The 16,401-nt window shown below is 41.3% G+C and carries 14 protein-coding genes; 4 read left to right on the top strand and 10 right to left on the bottom strand.

From position 1 onward, the window contains the following. Window positions 1–29: 29 nt before the first annotated feature. From aroB to AAEZ00_RS00970, 7 genes are all read right to left on the bottom strand, one after another. Window positions 30–1,106 (bottom strand): 3-dehydroquinate synthase, encoded by a 1,077-nt coding sequence (aroB, locus tag AAEZ00_RS01000; RefSeq protein WP_351077607.1) that lies wholly within the window; start codon window positions 1,104–1,106, stop codon window positions 30–32. Between the two features lie 8 nt (window positions 1,107–1,114). After that, window positions 1,115–1,630: a shikimate kinase AroK gene (gene aroK / locus AAEZ00_RS00995; protein WP_011635865.1), complete on the bottom strand. Its 516-nt coding sequence runs from the start codon at window positions 1,628–1,630 to the stop codon at window positions 1,115–1,117. 447 nt (window positions 1,631–2,077) lie between these two features. Further along, window positions 2,078–4,126 (bottom strand): type IV pilus secretin PilQ, encoded by a 2,049-nt coding sequence (locus AAEZ00_RS00990; protein ID WP_351088064.1) that lies wholly within the window; start codon window positions 4,124–4,126, stop codon window positions 2,078–2,080. Window positions 4,127–4,147: 21 nt separating this feature from the next. Beyond that, window positions 4,148–4,666 carry a pilus assembly protein PilP gene (locus tag AAEZ00_RS00985; protein WP_101033064.1) on the bottom strand — a complete coding sequence of 173 codons (519 nt, stop codon included), beginning with the start codon at window positions 4,664–4,666 and terminating at the stop codon, window positions 4,148–4,150. Further along, window positions 4,666–5,283 carry a type IV pilus inner membrane component PilO gene (locus AAEZ00_RS00980; RefSeq protein WP_335686672.1) on the bottom strand — a complete coding sequence of 206 codons (618 nt, stop codon included), beginning with the start codon at window positions 5,281–5,283 and terminating at the stop codon, window positions 4,666–4,668. Before AAEZ00_RS00980 ends, AAEZ00_RS00985 begins: the two co-directional genes overlap by 1 nt. Beyond that, window positions 5,280–5,864 (bottom strand): PilN domain-containing protein, encoded by a 585-nt coding sequence (locus AAEZ00_RS00975; RefSeq protein ID WP_101033066.1) that lies wholly within the window; start codon window positions 5,862–5,864, stop codon window positions 5,280–5,282. Before AAEZ00_RS00975 ends, AAEZ00_RS00980 begins: the two co-directional genes overlap by 4 nt. After that, window positions 5,852–6,931 carry a pilus assembly protein PilM gene (locus tag AAEZ00_RS00970; protein ID WP_124013200.1) on the bottom strand — a complete coding sequence of 360 codons (1,080 nt, stop codon included), beginning with the start codon at window positions 6,929–6,931 and terminating at the stop codon, window positions 5,852–5,854. The genes AAEZ00_RS00975 and AAEZ00_RS00970 overlap by 13 nt, the downstream gene beginning before the upstream one ends. A gap of 186 nt (window positions 6,932–7,117) precedes the next feature. Between AAEZ00_RS00970 and AAEZ00_RS00965 the strand changes: the two genes are divergently transcribed. Further along, a complete protein-coding gene (locus tag AAEZ00_RS00965; protein ID WP_335686673.1) occupies window positions 7,118–9,703 on the top strand; it encodes a penicillin-binding protein 1A in 2,586 nt (861 codons plus the stop codon). A 69-nt stretch (window positions 9,704–9,772) separates the two neighbouring features. Here AAEZ00_RS00965 and yjjG read toward each other — a convergent pair whose 3' ends face one another. The 3 genes from yjjG to AAEZ00_RS00950 form a co-directional block, all read right to left on the bottom strand. Beyond that, the gene (gene yjjG / locus AAEZ00_RS00960) at window positions 9,773–10,474 is read right to left on the bottom strand and encodes a pyrimidine 5'-nucleotidase (protein ID WP_335686674.1); all 702 of its coding nucleotides are present in this window, start codon (window positions 10,472–10,474) and stop codon (window positions 9,773–9,775) included. Between the two features lie 45 nt (window positions 10,475–10,519). Next, window positions 10,520–11,590, bottom strand: coding sequence for a phosphotransferase enzyme family protein (locus tag AAEZ00_RS00955; RefSeq protein WP_351088060.1), 1,071 nt, complete (start codon window positions 11,588–11,590; stop codon window positions 10,520–10,522). Between the two features lie 76 nt (window positions 11,591–11,666). Beyond that, a complete protein-coding gene (locus AAEZ00_RS00950) occupies window positions 11,667–12,959 on the bottom strand; it encodes a DUF805 domain-containing protein (RefSeq protein ID WP_351088058.1) in 1,293 nt (430 codons plus the stop codon). A 339-nt stretch (window positions 12,960–13,298) separates the two neighbouring features. Here AAEZ00_RS00950 and gmk point away from each other — a divergent pair, with 339 nt between their 5' ends. The 3 genes from gmk to spoT are packed head-to-tail and all read left to right on the top strand — an operon-like array spanning window position 13,299 to window position 16,383. Further along, window positions 13,299–13,922 (top strand): guanylate kinase, encoded by a 624-nt coding sequence (gene gmk, locus AAEZ00_RS00945; protein WP_351088056.1) that lies wholly within the window; start codon window positions 13,299–13,301, stop codon window positions 13,920–13,922. Window positions 13,923–13,982: 60 nt separating this feature from the next. Continuing rightward, entirely contained in the window at window positions 13,983–14,261 is a 279-nt protein-coding gene (gene rpoZ, locus AAEZ00_RS00940; RefSeq protein ID WP_011635854.1) for a DNA-directed RNA polymerase subunit omega, read from the top strand. A gap of 13 nt (window positions 14,262–14,274) precedes the next feature. Continuing rightward, window positions 14,275–16,383 carry a bifunctional GTP diphosphokinase/guanosine-3',5'-bis pyrophosphate 3'-pyrophosphohydrolase gene (gene spoT, locus AAEZ00_RS00935; protein WP_351088054.1) on the top strand — a complete coding sequence of 703 codons (2,109 nt, stop codon included), beginning with the start codon at window positions 14,275–14,277 and terminating at the stop codon, window positions 16,381–16,383. Window positions 16,384–16,401 lie beyond the last annotated feature (18 nt).

The raw sequence follows: 16,401 nt of genomic DNA, 5'->3' as shown, positions 1-16,401 counted from the left end.
CACCACACTATAATGAATATGTAGCATAGTTATAAGCAGCTAATAACCTGTTTCAGTAAGTCTTCACCTACTTCACTAAAGAGATCAGCTTGGCCTATACCCGTAGGTAATACTAAACGAATTTTACCACCTAAGACTTTTTTATCACGGCGCATATGCTTAATAAAATGCTCAAAACCCATCGACTCGGGAGCCGTTATAGGTAAATCAAACGCTTGCATCAACTGACGAATACGCTCAACACTTTGATCATCTAATAGATTAAGTTTACAGGCTGTTTGTGCAGCAAGAACGGTACCAGCAGCTACTGCTTCGCCATGTAACCAGACACCGTAGCCCATTTCAGCTTCGATAGCATGCCCAAAGGTATGCCCAAGGTTTAATAATGCTCTAACACCTTGTTCAGTTTCATCTTGCGCGACAACATCAGCTTTAATCTGGCAACATTTTGCAATGGCATAGTTTAACGCATCAGTCTGGAGCGATTTTAATGCATCGACATTAGCTTCAAGCCATTGAAAAAAGTCCGCATCCCAAATAATACCGTACTTAATCACTTCAGCCATACCTGCGGCAAACTCATTTGCGGGTAATGTCTGTAAGCAAAGCGTATCGATAATCACAGATTTGGGTTGATAAAATGCGCCAATCATATTTTTCCCAAGTGGATGATTTACTGCCGTTTTACCACCGACAGAGGAATCAACTTGGGACAATAATGTTGTCGGCACTTGAATAAAATCAATACCACGCTGATAACACGCTGCCGCGAAACCAGTCATATCACCAACAACACCACCACCTAGCGCAACTAATACTGAATCTCGGGCAAAGTTATGCTCAAGTAATCCAGTAAAAATATAATCTAGATGCTGTAAATCTTTAAATTTTTCGCCATCAGGCAAAATAACAGTTTCAATACGCGCGCAAGCGCTCATCGCTTGTTGTATCTGTTGAAGATACAACGGAGCAATGGTGTCATTTGAAACAATTAAGGCTTTTTTGTTTGTTAGGTAGCGAGCAAATAGCTCGCTATCATTCATCAAATCCTGGCCAATATAAATGGGGTAACTTCTATCACCTAATTGAACCTGGATCTGTTGCATGTTGTTACCTAAAAGCCGAGTTGCTCGATAATTTGGTTTGCGACGATCTTCGCGCTTTGCTCATCAGTTTTAACGATAACATCCGCAATTTCCTCATATAAAGGATTACGAATTTCCGCTAAGCTTTCGAGCACTTCACGTGGATCATCTACTTGTAACAACGGGCGACGCTTATCACGCTGAGTACGCGCAACTTGCTTGTCGATTGTTGTTTCTAAGTAAACCACTATACCTCGAGCAGAAAGATAATTGCGGATATCTTTACTCTGAACAGAACCACCACCTGTCGCGAGAACGATACCTTGCCTTTCTGAAAGATCACCAATGACTTGAGCTTCACGACGACGGAAACCCTCCTCACCTTCAACATCAAACACCCAGGCAATATCTGCACCGGTACGTTGTTCAATCTCGTGATCTGAATCGTGGAAATCTAAATGCAGCATTTGCGCCAGATGGCGACCAATTGTGCTTTTACCTGCGCCCATAGGGCCTACCAGAAAAATATTGCGTTTTTCAGCCATTGCGTATACGTCTGAATCTTATATGGAAGAATGCCTTATCGACTTAAACTTCAAGCCGACCTATAATTTAACCTTGCTCTATTGAGACTTGACGAAGGATTATCTCAGTTAAGGGCTACCGCTTGCAAGTCATCACAGCTATTTATCATGATTTTATTATGTCACTGATACTAAAAATCCAAAAAAAAATATAATATTTGCGATTAAATGTTTGTTAATGCAAAGATTATACATGGATTGGCACGACACAATCTAATTGAGGCATATACTATCATACTTTAATGAGGTCGCCATTATTGCCACTTAAAATGCTAATTTGACAAACTGGAGTGACGTGTAGTGATGATATATTTAACGAGTTTGATCATTATCGCCGCAAAAATAACCGCCATAAAAAAGCCAGCGGTTAAATAGCTGGCTTTTTAGTGTTGTTATTGGCGAAAGAAACTAGCGTTTGTCAGCAACAATCTTAGGGGTTACAAAAATTAACAGCTCTTGGCGCTCATTTGTGTCGGTTGAATTTCTAAATAAGAACCCCACTAGCGGTATATCACCCAACACAGGAACCTTACTCACACGGCTAATCAAGTTTTGCTGATAAATACCACCTAATACGATAGTCTCACCATTATCGACCAGTACCTGAGTACCAATACGCTGAGTATCAATCGCAACCGCTTCACCCGTTGCTGTAGCAACCGTTGTTCCTTGAGAATCTTGGGTAATTTCAAGATCTAGGATCACCCGGTCATCTGGGGTGATTTGCGGTGTAACACGAAGCGATAGCACGGCCTTCTTAAAGGTCACGGTTGTTGCACCACTTGATGCAGACTCAACATAGGGAATTTCAACACCCTGCTCAATGTATGCCGACTTCTGGTTAGAAGTGGTAATACGTGGGCTGGCAATAATTTCACCTTTGTTTTCTTGTTCTAATGCACTTAACTCTAAATCGAGTACGGTACCGTCAGCCAATTTAGCCACATGAAAAGCAATACTAGTAGCCGAACTTGCCGCAGCCGGTAGATTCACGTTAAGGCGATCATCAATGCTTGGAATAATACCATTGGCAATACTGGTTGCACCTCCAATAGTACCAGAAGTGCCTTTAGAACCCTGCTGATCTGTTATGCCCCAGCGAATACCTAGATCTTCAGACACATCATCTTTAACTGTCACCATACGTGCTTCAATTAGCACTTGTTTAATGGGGATATCTAATACTTCAATCAAGCGGTGTACGTTTTCTAAAATCTCAGCCGTATCTTTTACCAATAGCGTATTTGTACGTTCATCTACGGCAACACTGCCTCGAGATGATAATAAGGTTGAATCGGTGGTTTTAAGTAACTCCGATATATCAACAGCTTTGGCGTAGTTTATTTGTAAGAATTCAGAATATAGCGGTGCTAATTCTTTGACTTCTTGTCGGTTTTTCAAGTCATTACTTTCACGAATGGCAAGCTCTTCACTCGGTGCCACCATTAAAATATTGCCTTCAATGCGTTTATCTAGACCTTTAGTTTGTAAAATAAGGTCTAATGCTTGATCCCAAGGCACATCGTCTAAACGCAAGGTAATATCACCTTCAACCGTATCGCTTGTCACAAGGTTAAAGTTGTTATAATCAGCAATAATTTGCAACACGGTACGAACCGCTATGTTTTGGAAGTTTAGTGACAATGAACGACCATTATATTTTTTAGCCTCTTTAGCAACAGAGACTCGTTCGACTTTGTCTACGCTAACTTTAAATACATTGCCGTCTTGGCGATAGTTATAGTCATAGTTACCGTCAACATCGACCAAGATACGGGTGGTCAAATCATCTTTAAATGTTTCAAAACTATTCACTGGTGTGGCAAAGTCTTGAACATCCATGACGTAAAGTAAATCATTGCCAATATCTGTGTTATAGAGTTTTATTTCAAGCTTTGAACCGACTTGCTCTACATTTGCCGCGACAGAACGATTGCTAAGATTAAATAATATTTCTCCACCACCGGTTTTATTGCGGCGAAAGTCAATACTGCTAATACCATTAACAAATGGATTGTTTGCTTCTACTGGACCGGAGACATCATCATTTATGGTTAATCGATAACTATTATCAACAATTTTACCTTGATATGGCTTTACTTTATTCATGGCGACAATGATTTGTAAATTGCCACCTTGTTGTTGTGTATTTACTTCTTTTACACCAACAGCATTTACCGGAATTTTGTTTTTATTTAAATTAGAAATAGTGTCAGAGAACATCAACATAATTTCTGCCGGGTCTGCCGATAAATCAACAGACGGTGACACTATTGATGATTCAAAAATCAACTCTAATTCTAATTGGTGATCAACCATTGAATGATATTTGACGTCCATAAGACGATTAGCAGCTATCGCATTGGGTACTAGACCCATTAATAAAACTGCGCCTAAGAGCGCTCTAAAAAATAATAACTTTGTTATTGCTTTTTTCATCGCGGCAGAAGATTCCATTATTCACTCATCCTTCGCACGTTATTTTCCTGATAATTCTAAATTGCTGGTTCTTTCAGTCCAGCAACCTGAACCATCAGGGATTAATTCTATAATTTCGATAAATTGCGTCGTTACTTTAGCAATTCGTCCATGATAAAGCCCTAAATATTCACCTACACCCATACGATAAACATTGCCATCACTAGATTCTATTAAAGCCCAAATAGTACTCTCTTCACTCAATGTTCCACGCATTCTTAAAATGTCTAATGCATAGGTTTCTAAACGGCCTTTGCGACGCTTTAAGTCTGGCTGTAAACAATCTTTAGATGTATCAATCACCTCTTCAGTCAATTCCCTAGACGGTGGAACAAACGGACTGCGCATCAATTCAGCTTGATAAGCAAAATGTTCAAACTTAGGTGTTTGCTTCAATGGCGGTATACGTGCAACGTGTTGCGCCTTTGTAGTAGTAACAAATAACTCTAAATCGCTGCGATCACCGATACAACCACTCAATAAAAACACCATTGATAACAATAAAAGCAAAAACTTCATTATTTCTGCTCCTTATTGGCCTGTTGCGTTAATTCAGCCCCTTCTTTAAAGCGATAGGTTTTGGCGAGAATATCCATTGATAATCCACCGGCATCATTCTGCTTTATTATAAAATCATGCAGACTGACAATTCGAGGTAATTTTGCAACACCACTGACCATATTACCCATCTGATGATAATCACCGACTACTGACATCTTTATTGGAAATTCAATATAAAAATCACGTTCGATTTCATCATCCCAATCTAGACTGTTAATTCTAAGGCCCGCGTCAGTGGCAACAAACGTTAAATCATCTAATAAACCTGGCATTTCATTTTCAGAAGGCAGCATTTTAAGCAACTCGGCAAACTGCACTTCCATTATATCTAGTTGTTCTCGATACAGTTTTAGATTAGCAGCTAAACGATATTTAGTTTCAAAATCTTCACGTAGTTGGATTTCTTTCTGCTGTTCGACTTTTATCACATCAATCGAGTCTGAAATAAACAAATAATAACTGGCACCGATAACACACACAGACAAAAACACAGCAAATACAACTTTTACCAGCTTGGGCCAACCACCGATATTTTCAAAATCGATATCATTAAATTGATCTAGGTCGAGATTCATTTTCTCGCTCCTTGGTTCGCATCAGCATTGGTTATTTGTGAATCATCACGAATAGTGACACGTAATTTAAAGCGCTGTAATTGCCTTAACTCTTCATTTTGCGTCACAATCGATTGCATACTTGGATCGTTAAGATAACCAGAGGTTTTAACCTTTCTCATCATATTAGCGACATTATTATTCGATTCGCTGCGTCCTTCGATTAATAACACGCTACCCTTTTTCTCTATACTTGAGAGATAAATACCAGGCGGCACCATACGGACTAATTCATCTAAAACATGAGTAGGTAAATTACGCGATTGTTGTAAGTTGAGAATTATTTCAGTTCGACGTTCAATGTCTTTTTTACGTTCGGTAATTTTTCTAATTTCTGCAATTTGGGTATCAAGTAAGCTAATTTCCGCTGCTAAATATGCATTGCGTTGACGTTGGTCATCAGTGACAACCTCTAGAAAACCCAGAAATAAATATATAACTAATGATGTCACTAAAAAAACTAACGCTAGAATGCCAATAAAGTCGCGTTTTTGCTTCTCTCTAGCTTCTTCACGCCAAGGTAATAAATTTATGTTCGCCATTGAGCATAACTCCTTAGCGCAAGACCACATGCCAGCATATATTTACTTATATTAGGTTGAAGCTGACTTTTCATAACATCATCTGCATGTAAACAACCTTGGAAAGGATCCGCAATAATGGTATGGGTGCCTAACTCGTTACCGAGTAGTTCAACCATTCCTTCTAACTTAGCGGTACCACCACACAAAACGATATAGTCAACTTTTTCACGTCCACTGGCAGTACAGTATATTTGTAACGTTCGTTTAATTTGCTGTAACAATTGTGTCTGATATGGTGATAAGACTTCGAACATATAATTACGCGGTAATTGGCTAGAGATCTTAGCTTGTTCAGCCTCATCATGAGGCATTCCATAATATGACATAATTGATTGAGTGAATAACTCACCGCCAAAGGCTTGCTCACGTATAAACGTAGTGTCACCATTTTCAACCACAGAGAATGTGGTCATATTGGCACCAATATCAATCATGGCGATGGATTTATCTTTAGCACCATCAGGTAACTGACCATAAATTAATTCTGCAGAGCGCCCTAAGGCATAAGCTTCCACATCAACAACTTTGACAACTAGATCAACAGAATCTAAAGCGTCCAAACGTGAATCAATGTTTTCTGTACGGCATGCACTCAGTAACACATTAACTTTAGTTGGATCGGTGATATTCGGGCTAAGCCTTTCAAAATCAATGCTGACTTCATCAAGCGAATAAGGAATAAGGTTGTCAGCTTCAATTTCAATTTGAGCTTCCATTTCCTCTTCGTTCAACGCGGCATCCATATAGATGACTTTAGTCATAACAGCGGAACCTGAAACAGCGACTGCTGCAAATTTGACCGATTTAGGTAAACCTCGTCTGATTTGCCTCAGTGATTCAAGTACCGCTTCAGAATCACGAATATCATGGTCAACAACCGCTCCCTTTCTAACAGGAACGGCCATATGGTTTTGAATTTTATATCCATCGGCAGTCTTGCTCAACAAAATGGCTTTTATTTCATGAGACCCAATATCAATCCCGACCATTTGAGGTGCTTGACGCTTCCACAATTTAGAAATCATAGTCCGTCATCACAATTCTATTCTTATTTTCTAAGAGATTAGCACATAATCAACTCGTTAAAAGTATTTGTATAAGATGTTTTAACATTTTACAAATACTATTTACTTATTTCATGTTTTACTTCACCAAAAACTCTCCCGCTTATATACTAGCGCCACTATTTTGTAATTTTCTGGAATTATCGAGTGAAATGGTTTAAACGTTTATTAATTGCATTTTTTAGCCTATCACTACTGGGAGTTGCTGCTATAGCAGCCGCTTACTTTTATGTGTTGCCTGATTTACCCGATGTTAATTCGCTAAAGACGGTACAATTACAAACTCCGCTGCGTATATATAGCCGCGATGGCAAACTTATTTCTCAATTTGGTGAGAAACGCCGCATACCTGTAGAATATGAAGAGGTGCCCGTTCAGTTAATCAATGCGGTACTCGACACCGAAGATGCACGTTTTTTTGAGCATAACGGTATTGATCCGATTGGTATTATCCGCGCAGCAATCATCTTGATAACGACAGGTGAGAAGAGTCAAGGGGCAAGTACGATTACCCAACAGGTTGCCCGAGGATTTTTCTTAACCAACGAAAAAACATACATTCGTAAAATCAAAGAAATATTCCTCGCGCTAAAAATTGAAAAGGCGCTATCCAAAAAAGAAATTTTAACGCTTTATTTAAATCGCTCTTTCTTAGGCAACCGCGCCTATGGTGTGGGCGCTGCTGCTCAAGTCTATTATGGTAAAGAACTTAGTCAGCTTACACTGCCAGAGATGGCAATGATTGCGGGTCTACCTCAAGCCCCATCTGCAGCCAATCCAGTTAGAAACCAAGAACGAGCCATATCACGTCGTAACTGGGTATTAAGCCGTATGCTCGAGAAACGCAATATTACTCAAGCAGAATATCAAGCGGCAATCAATAGCCCTTCTAGCGCAAAATACCATGGTGCTGAAATTGATTTATACGCTCCGTATATTTCGGAAATGGCGCGTGAATATATGACCCAGAAATACGGTGAAGAAGCAGCCTATACCAACGGTTACAATGTCTACACTACAATATCATCGGATTTACAATTGATGGCTCAGGAGTCATTAAGAGATAACGTTTTTGCTTATGACCAACGCCATGGTTACCGTGGTCCGGTTACGGAATTATGGACGGATACGCCGCTAAATAACGATGAGATTGTCGCTATTTTAAAAAACACATCTTCAATGCAAAGCATTATGCCTGCAGCAGTGCTGAGCGTAAAAGATCAACAAGCACAGGTGATAGATGACAAAGGCGAACTGATTACACTTGAATGGAAAGGCTTAAAATGGGCTCGTAAGTTTATCTCCGATAAACGTCAAACCTTACCACCAAAGCAAGCAGCCGATATACTCACCGCCGGCCAACAAGTGTGGATCCGCCATAATGGTAAGCATTGGCAATTGTCACAAATCCCAATAGTCTCGAGTGCAACCGTCTCACTTGAACCTCATGACGGCGCAATCAAAACCCTCGTGGGTGGATTTAGCTTTCGCAAAAGTCAATTCAATCGAGTAACCCAAGCTAAACGCCAATTAGGTTCCAATATTAAGCCTTTTATTTATGCTGCGGCATTAGAAAAAGACTATACCTTGGCGACGCTCATTAATAATGCACCGATTAACAAACCTGATACCCGTCAGGGCACAGCGTGGCGCCCTAAAAACTCACCCGATGTTTATGGTGGACCAACACGCTTACGTGTCGGCTTAGCTCAGTCGATTAACGTTATGTCGGTCAGAGCGATGCGACATACCGGTTTAGACGACACCATCAAAGAGCTGGTGAAGTTTGGTTTTGATCCGAGTGATTTACCACGAAATGAATCGTTAGCGTTAGGGTCGCCGTCAGTGACACCATTACAAGTTGCCACGGCATTTAATAGCTTTGCTAATGGCGGTTATTTAGTTGAATCTTATTATATCGATCACGTGACCGACTCATACGACAACATTATTGAACAAACCATACCGACTATTGCATGCAGTAAACCAGAGCCTTCTGTTGAAGAACCAGTGGCTATTGATGACCCATTTGCTGCGATGGCTGAAGAGCTATCTCAACAAGCGGTAAGCCCATCAGCAGATACATTAGACGAAGAAACTGAGGTCGATTTACTGACTGTTGAACAAAATATTTGCAGTAACCCACAAGCTCGCTTTGCTAAGCGGATCATTTCTGAACAAACGGCATTTTTGATCACTGAAGCGTTAAAGAGCGTTATTTGGGGCGGCGGTGACTGGAGCCAAGGTACGGGATGGAATGGTACTGCATGGCGAGCGTCTAAATTAATTAGACGTCATGATATTGCGGGTAAAACAGGAACAACTAACGAGTCTCGAGATACTTGGTTCAGTGGTTTTAATCCTACACTTACCGCGACCTTCTGGGTTGGTTTTGATGATTTTGGTCGTCAACTCGGTCGCTCAAGCTGGGTGGCCAATGGCGACCCCGATCAAATATCGGGTGGTGAAGCAGGGGCGAAAACCGCAGGTCCTGGCTGGAATGACTTTATGAATAAAGCCCTCGCGGGTAGCCCGGAAGCGCCGGTTATTCCACCGAAAGGGATTGTCTCTGCACGTATTGATTTAGCCACGGGTAAATTAACACGTAAGACAGACCACACCACACAGTTTGAGTATTTTGTTGAAGGTACAGAACCCAAAGAATATGTCACCGAAACACCGCAAAGTGGTGATATCTTTATCGACAATGTTGCTGAAGATTTATTTCAATAACACTCTTTAAAATCAGCTGATAAAAAAAGCCATTCAGTCGAATGGCTTTTTTATGTCTGAACTGACCAACTATTGAGTGGCATCGGGCAGCAATAATTGATGTAGTTCAGCTAAATTACGGACCTGATAGCTTGGAGAGATATTATTAGTCACAGGTGCATCATGATGATTTAACCAACAGGTGTCGATACCGGCATTGATACCGCCTAAAATATCAGAATGTAGGTTATCACCGACCATGAGTACTTGATGCTTCTCCGGCTCCCCCATTAAGCCAAACGCATGATGAAAAATAGCCACATCAGGTTTTGCTTTACCCAGTTGTTCAGAGATAACCACAGGATTAAAGGCACCTTGAAAGCCTGTGCGACTCAAGCGGATATTTTGTAACTCGGTAAAACCATTAGTAATGATGCCAAGCTTGACCCTACCATTTAATGAGTCAATCAATTCCCGGGCACCGGGTAATGGCTGACAAATATCGGCCATTGCCGCCAGAAATTGACTGTTTAGATGTTGCGGGGTAACAGACAACTTTGTCGCCCAGTCATGAAACCGAGTGTGTTGTAAATGCGCAGCACTAATTACACCATTTTGGTATTCAACCCATAGTGGTTTGTTGACCTGCTGATAAACAGCAAAGTTTTCGATGTTAAAATCAATATTAAATCGAGAGAACATTAATTTCAATCCCGCAAAATCATCGAAATGAAATAATGTTTCGTCAGCATCAAATAAAATCCATTTATATTTATTGAGCATATTTAACATCAACGAGATCCTTATTTCGTTCAAATAAATGGTTAACTATGGCAGCTAAGCGTTAAATAATGACTTTAACGCAGCTTCTTGCCTCAGTAGACTTTGATAAATAGTTAGCTGATTTATCGCGCGATCAAGATTATGATTTTGGTGCTTGATCCCAAAATAAACATCACCATTTAAATAATCAGTTAAAAATCGTACACCAAGCATTAACGGCATCACTTTAGTTCCTAGCCATAAACTGCGCTTTTCAAGCGGGGTAATGATGCCAGCGAGAGACGCTATATACGCGTTTGCCGCAGAAATAATGATCTCAGGTCGTGCATACACATTGCCTAAGTCAGTCGAGTCTTCCAGCTCAGGTGAACAAAAAGCCCGCACCATATCACCAAAGTCATACATCAAATACCCTTTCATGCAGGTATCTAAATCAATAATAGCCAGACTGGACATATCTCGACTATCAAACAACATATTATTGATTTTAGTATCATTGTGACAAATTCTGAGCGGTAAGGCAGCTTCATATTGTACTAACTCTGCTAATAAATCCGTTTGTGCTAAGCACAAGTCTGGCCATTTTTTACACTGAACTAATCGACCGTTGACATCATTAACCATTGCTTCATGCAATTGAGTGATACGCTGGGGTAAATTCAAAAAGTTGGGAATAACATCGATAATGTCATTGGGGGTTAAATCACTCAACGCCGCGGCAAAATGGCCAAAAGCCTCGGCGGCCAGCATGGCTTGTTGGGCGGTATCAACCACTTCAATCGTATCGCTATGGGGCAAATAATCTATTGCTCGCCAAAACCCTTGCTCACCTAAATTCAAGTAAAGTGCACCTGAAACGGTGGCTATTGGACTCACCACTTGCAATGGATATTGCTGCTGTTGACGCTTAGTGAGTAAATGCTGACTAATATTGCTGGCATTTTGAATCATCACCTTAGGATCGGTAAATATTTGGGTATTGATACGCTGCAAGACCATCGTTTTAGCGTTATCATTCACCAAAAAAGTCTGATTAATATGGCCATTACCCAGTGGATGAAGCGTACTATGCTCGCCCCTAAAACCAAACTGAGGCAACACATTTTTGCGGATAAAATTAACCAATCACAACTCCAAACTCATCTTTATCATAGCCAAAGATAACCGACAGAGCTCTACTGTCTGATTATCTCCCTAATGGTTACTGGCTTAGTATCATTTCAAATTGAGGGTTTTGCATTAATGTTGCTTGGCTGCCCTTTAAGCTAAATTCATAACCACACAACTTAAAGCTACCTTTAAGCGCGACATTATTGACAATGGCATCTTTATCCAGCGGCGTAAATCTGGCTTCAGTGGCACTGTCCTGTAACCGATCAACCGTGAGGGGTCGATAACGACTACCATCATTAAATTCAAGGTTGGCGCAGGTTTTATCGCCTATGGCGCTGGCTAAATGCCACAAGCGTCTAGCATCACCGCGATCCCCTAACCAGCGTACAATCAGAACATCGCCGTCTAGTACTAACCAAAACCCATCCGGCAGTTCAATCATTTGTCGACTACTGGCTTGTTGTTGATTGATCATCTCATCAGCATGGTCAGTTTGTTCTGTCGCCTCGCCAGAAAAAACACTGATTAAGGCGGAAACTAAATATACAACCAAACCGGCAGCGACAATGGCAGCAGTAATTTTTCCGATTAAAATAAGCTTTTGCTGATGTAACTTGGCCACATTAAGCCAAGATTTTGCAAGCTCGGTAATCGACCCTGAATGCAATGCATCCTGATCAACATAAAGAGGCTGATTACTGCGAGCAGATGATGTAGAAAATGATCTCACTTGATCATCCTCAATTTTCTCATCAACGTCATGGTCCATGTGTGCGTCAGTTTGCTCGGAACTTGCCTGCTGCACCACATCATCATTTAATTGGTATTTTTCTCTCTCGAAAGAATCTGGCTCAACCGCCCCCGTAAAGTTCACTTCATCATCCGTTAACTCTGTTGATGAAAATGTACTCTCTGGCATAGCATGAACAGGCATAACCCGCCTCTTCATTACCGGTTCTTGTCGGTGATGTACCGAGCCCGCAAAAGATACTGGCACCATACTGGGTCCATTATAGCCTTGCACATAATTAATCTTACTTTTAGCCGGCATAAAGGCCAAATAGCCACCACAAGCTAGGCCAAACAAAAACACTCCTGCTAGTGCGCCTAAAGGCGCCATAAAGTAAGTCAATATGCCAAAAACGCCCACAGGAACGACACAAACCATCGCCAATTTAATCGATTTATTGACGTCATTTAGGCGACGAACAGCAGACAAACCAACAATAGGCATTATCGTTAGCGTCACAACCCAATTAATTACACTCGCCGGGAATACGATAGCAGCGACAGTTAACAACAAAAATGCTGCTAATATAATTACCATTAACCTTAAGCCTGTGTCACGACCATCTCGGCACAGTAGGGGTTTTACAAACATCAATCATTCCTATTAATTTACAAAAAAATCAAAACAGCTGGCTACATAACAGAAATCGTCGGTGATTCTACACCGCTATTACAAGGTTAAAGGATTGTTGTTATCATCAAAATCGACAACCGCTATTAATAGCCCAAAGCCTACAGAATTTATCTTATAAAGCCAGACCCAAGCTAGATTTTGGATTACTTTTTTATTCCTACTTTTGCAAGTCACTTTTATCCATCTTATCGCGATAAGACTCATCAGCAATCTCTATGATTGCGCTAGCATAACCCTACTGTTAACGAGTATAATGTTAAGCTTTCTTAATGAATAATCGGATGAGCAACCTTATTTATGAGCACTCGTGGAAATCTTTTTATTGTGTCAGCCCCTAGTGGCGCAGGTAAATCATCACTTATATCAGCACTATTAAAAGATAAACCCAGCGATAAACAGGTTTCTGTGTCACATACGACCCGTAAACCTCGCCTTGGCGAAGTCGATGGACAGCATTATCATTTCGTGACTATTGAGCAATTTAAAGCATTAATTGACCAAAATGCCTTTCTTGAATGGGCAGAAGTCTTTGGCAATTTTTATGGCACCTCCATGCGCGTCATCGAACAAACCTTAGATAAAGGTATCGATGTGTTTCTTGATATTGATTGGCAAGGCGCAGAGCAAGTTAAAAAATTGATGAAAACGGCAGTAGGGGTGTTTATTTTACCCCCGTCTAAGTCCGAGCTTGAACGCCGTTTAACCGGTCGAGGCCAAGACAATCAACAAGTGATTGATTCACGTATGGCACAAGCCGTTTCAGAAATGTCACATTACGCTCAATATGACTTTGTGATTGTAAATGATGATTTTGATGACGCATTGGTCGATTTAAGCGCCATTATCCGCAGTCAACGATTAACCTGTGCTAGTCAGCAGTGTGCCCACAATGATATGATTACTGATCTCTTGGCAAATTAATTGTCATAGTGTACAATTTTGCGTCCTTTTTTCCCATAGATAACACTGGAGTTTCAACACATGGCTCGCGTAACTGTAGAAGACGCCGTAAACAAAATCGGCAACCGTTTTGATATGATCCTGGTTGCAGCGCGTCGTGCACGCCAAATCGCCGTCCAAGGTAAAGAACCTATGGTTGATGAGATGAATGATAAACCAACGGTTGTCGCATTACGTGAAATCGAATTAGGTTTAGTCACCTCAAACACTTTAGATGCTGATGAGCGCCAAACTGTTCGTGAACGTGAAGCCGCTGAAATTGCCGCTGTCGCAGCCATTGCAGAAGGCCGCGTTTTATAAGGAGTAGCGCCACTTGTATCTGTTTGAAGGTCTAAAAGAGTCAGCATCCAGCTATTTAGAGCCGGATCAAGTAGAATTACTCAAGCAGGCCTATTTGGTTGCGCGTGATGCCCACGAAGGGCAAATGCGCACAAGTGGCGAGCCTTACATTACCCATCCCGTTGCGGTTAGCCGCATCTTGGCAGACATGCGTCTCGATCATGAGTCGCTTATGGCTGCCTTACTTCATGACACCATCGAAGATACACCTGTCACCAAAGAAGAACTCTCTGAGTTATTTGGTGTTGCTGTTGCAGAACTAGTGGAAGGTGTATCAAAGCTTGATAAAATCAAGTTTCGTGATAGAAAAGAAGCCCAAGCGGAAAACTTCCGTAAAATGATGATGGCAATGACTCAAGATATTCGGGTGATCCTCATCAAATTGGCTGATCGAACCCACAACATGCGTACTTTAGGCGCACTGCGCCCTGATAAACGCCGTCGTATTGCTCGTGAAACCCTAGAAATCTACGCCCCAATTGCTAATCGATTAGGTATTCACAATATCAAAATCGAACTTGAAGACTTAGGTTTTCAAGCCTATTACCCTATGCGCCATAGAGTGATCCGCGATGTTGTCAAAGCGGCCCGGGGGAATCGTAAAGAACTGATTAACAGTATTGAACTTGCTATTGAAAAACGCCTTGAAGAGGCTGGAATACCCACAAAAGTCAAAGGCCGTGAAAAAAACCTCTACTCGATTTATCGAAAAATGCGCAGTAAAGAACTGCAATTTCAAGAGGTTATGGATATCTATGCGTTCCGCGTTATTGTTGACTCTATCGATACCTGTTATCGCGTTTTAGGCGCTATGCACGGATTATACAAGCCGCGCCCAGGACGTTTTAAAGATTATATCGCTATTCCAAAAGCCAACGGTTATCAATCATTGCACACATCATTATTTGGTCCTCATGCGGTTCCTGTTGAAGTGCAAATTCGCACTGAAGAAATGGATCAAATGGCCGACAAAGGTGTCGCTGCACATTGGATGTATAAAAATAAGATTGATTCGGCTCAGCAAAGTACCTCTCAAGTTCGTGCTCACCGATGGATGCAAAGTTTGCTGGAATTGCAGCAAAGCGCCAGCAGCTCATTTGAATTTGTTGAAAACGTTAAAACAGAGCTATTTCCTGAAGAAATTTATGTGTTTACCCCAGAAGGCCGTATTTTAGAATTGCCGGTTAATGCCACAGCGGTCGACTTTGCCTACGAAGTGCATACTGATGTGGGTAATACCTGCGTGGGGGCGAGAGTCAATCGCCAAGCTTATCCTCTGAGCCAGCCACTGATCTCTGGGCAAACGGTTGAAATTATTACCGCTAAAGGCGCTCGTCCTAATGCTGCATGGTTAAACTTTGTGGTCACCGGTAAAGCTCGTGGTAAAATTAGGCAAGTATTGAAGAGCCTTAAAGGTGATAACGCCATTGCATTAGGTAAGCGTTTGTTAAACCATGCCTTGGGTGATACTAAACTTGAAACTATTCCAGCCGATTTACTTGAGAAAGTGATTAAAGAAACCAAACATACTTCGCTGGACTCATTACTGGCCGATATTGGCTTAGGTAATGCCATGAGTATTGTGATTGCCCAACGTTTATTAGGCCAACAGCTAGACGCTCACGATCATAATAACGAAACCTTGCAGATGCCAATTCGTGGCGCTGAAGGTATGTTGGTGACCTACGCTAATTGTTGTCGCCCTATCCCTGGCGATGCCGTCATTGCCCATGTGAGTCCAGGCAAAGGTTTAGTGGTTCACATGGAAAGCTGTGCCAATATTCGTGGCTATCAAGGCGAGCCTGATAAGTACATATCTGTGCATTGGGACAACGTAGAAGGCGCAGAGTACCAAGCTAATCTGCGCGTCGAAATTGTTAACCATCAAGGTGCGCTGGCTAAAATCACCTCGATTATCGCTTCAGCTGGGTCAAATATTCACAATCTCAGTACCGAAGAGCGTGATGGCCGAGTGTATTTGATTAATTTACGTATTTCAGTTAAAGATCGTGTCCATCTTGCCAACGTAATGCGCAGGATACGCGTTTTACCTGAAGTATTACGCACCTCGCGTAATCGCTAGTCACTGATCACAATAAAG

This window comes from Shewanella sp. S1-49-MNA-CIBAN-0167, from assembly GCF_040310145.1.
In the GTDB taxonomy this organism is placed as follows: Bacteria; Pseudomonadota; Gammaproteobacteria; order Enterobacterales; family Shewanellaceae; genus Shewanella; species Shewanella psychromarinicola.
This window is presented reverse-complemented; position numbering and strand designations above follow the sequence as displayed.

Coding starts and splice junctions, on each gene's coding strand:
- aroB (WP_351077607.1), bottom strand. CDS start 1,106: ATGCAACAGATCCAGGTTCAATTAGGTGATAGAAGTTACCCCATTTAT.
- aroK (WP_011635865.1), bottom strand. CDS start 1,630: ATGGCTGAAAAACGCAATATTTTTCTGGTAGGCCCTATGGGCGCAGGT.
- AAEZ00_RS00990 (WP_351088064.1), bottom strand. CDS start 4,126: ATGGAATCTTCTGCCGCGATGAAAAAAGCAATAACAAAGTTATTATTT.
- AAEZ00_RS00985 (WP_101033064.1), bottom strand. CDS start 4,666: ATGAAGTTTTTGCTTTTATTGTTATCAATGGTGTTTTTATTGAGTGGT.
- AAEZ00_RS00980 (WP_335686672.1), bottom strand. CDS start 5,283: ATGAATCTCGACCTAGATCAATTTAATGATATCGATTTTGAAAATATC.
- AAEZ00_RS00975 (WP_101033066.1), bottom strand. CDS start 5,864: ATGGCGAACATAAATTTATTACCTTGGCGTGAAGAAGCTAGAGAGAAG.
- AAEZ00_RS00970 (WP_124013200.1), bottom strand. CDS start 6,931: ATGATTTCTAAATTGTGGAAGCGTCAAGCACCTCAAATGGTCGGGATT.
- yjjG (WP_335686674.1), bottom strand. CDS start 10,474: ATGTTAAATATGCTCAATAAATATAAATGGATTTTATTTGATGCTGAC.
- AAEZ00_RS00950 (WP_351088058.1), bottom strand. CDS start 12,959: ATGTTTGTAAAACCCCTACTGTGCCGAGATGGTCGTGACACAGGCTTA.
- gmk (WP_351088056.1), top strand. CDS start 13,299: ATGAGCACTCGTGGAAATCTTTTTATTGTGTCAGCCCCTAGTGGCGCA.
- rpoZ (WP_011635854.1), top strand. CDS start 13,983: ATGGCTCGCGTAACTGTAGAAGACGCCGTAAACAAAATCGGCAACCGT.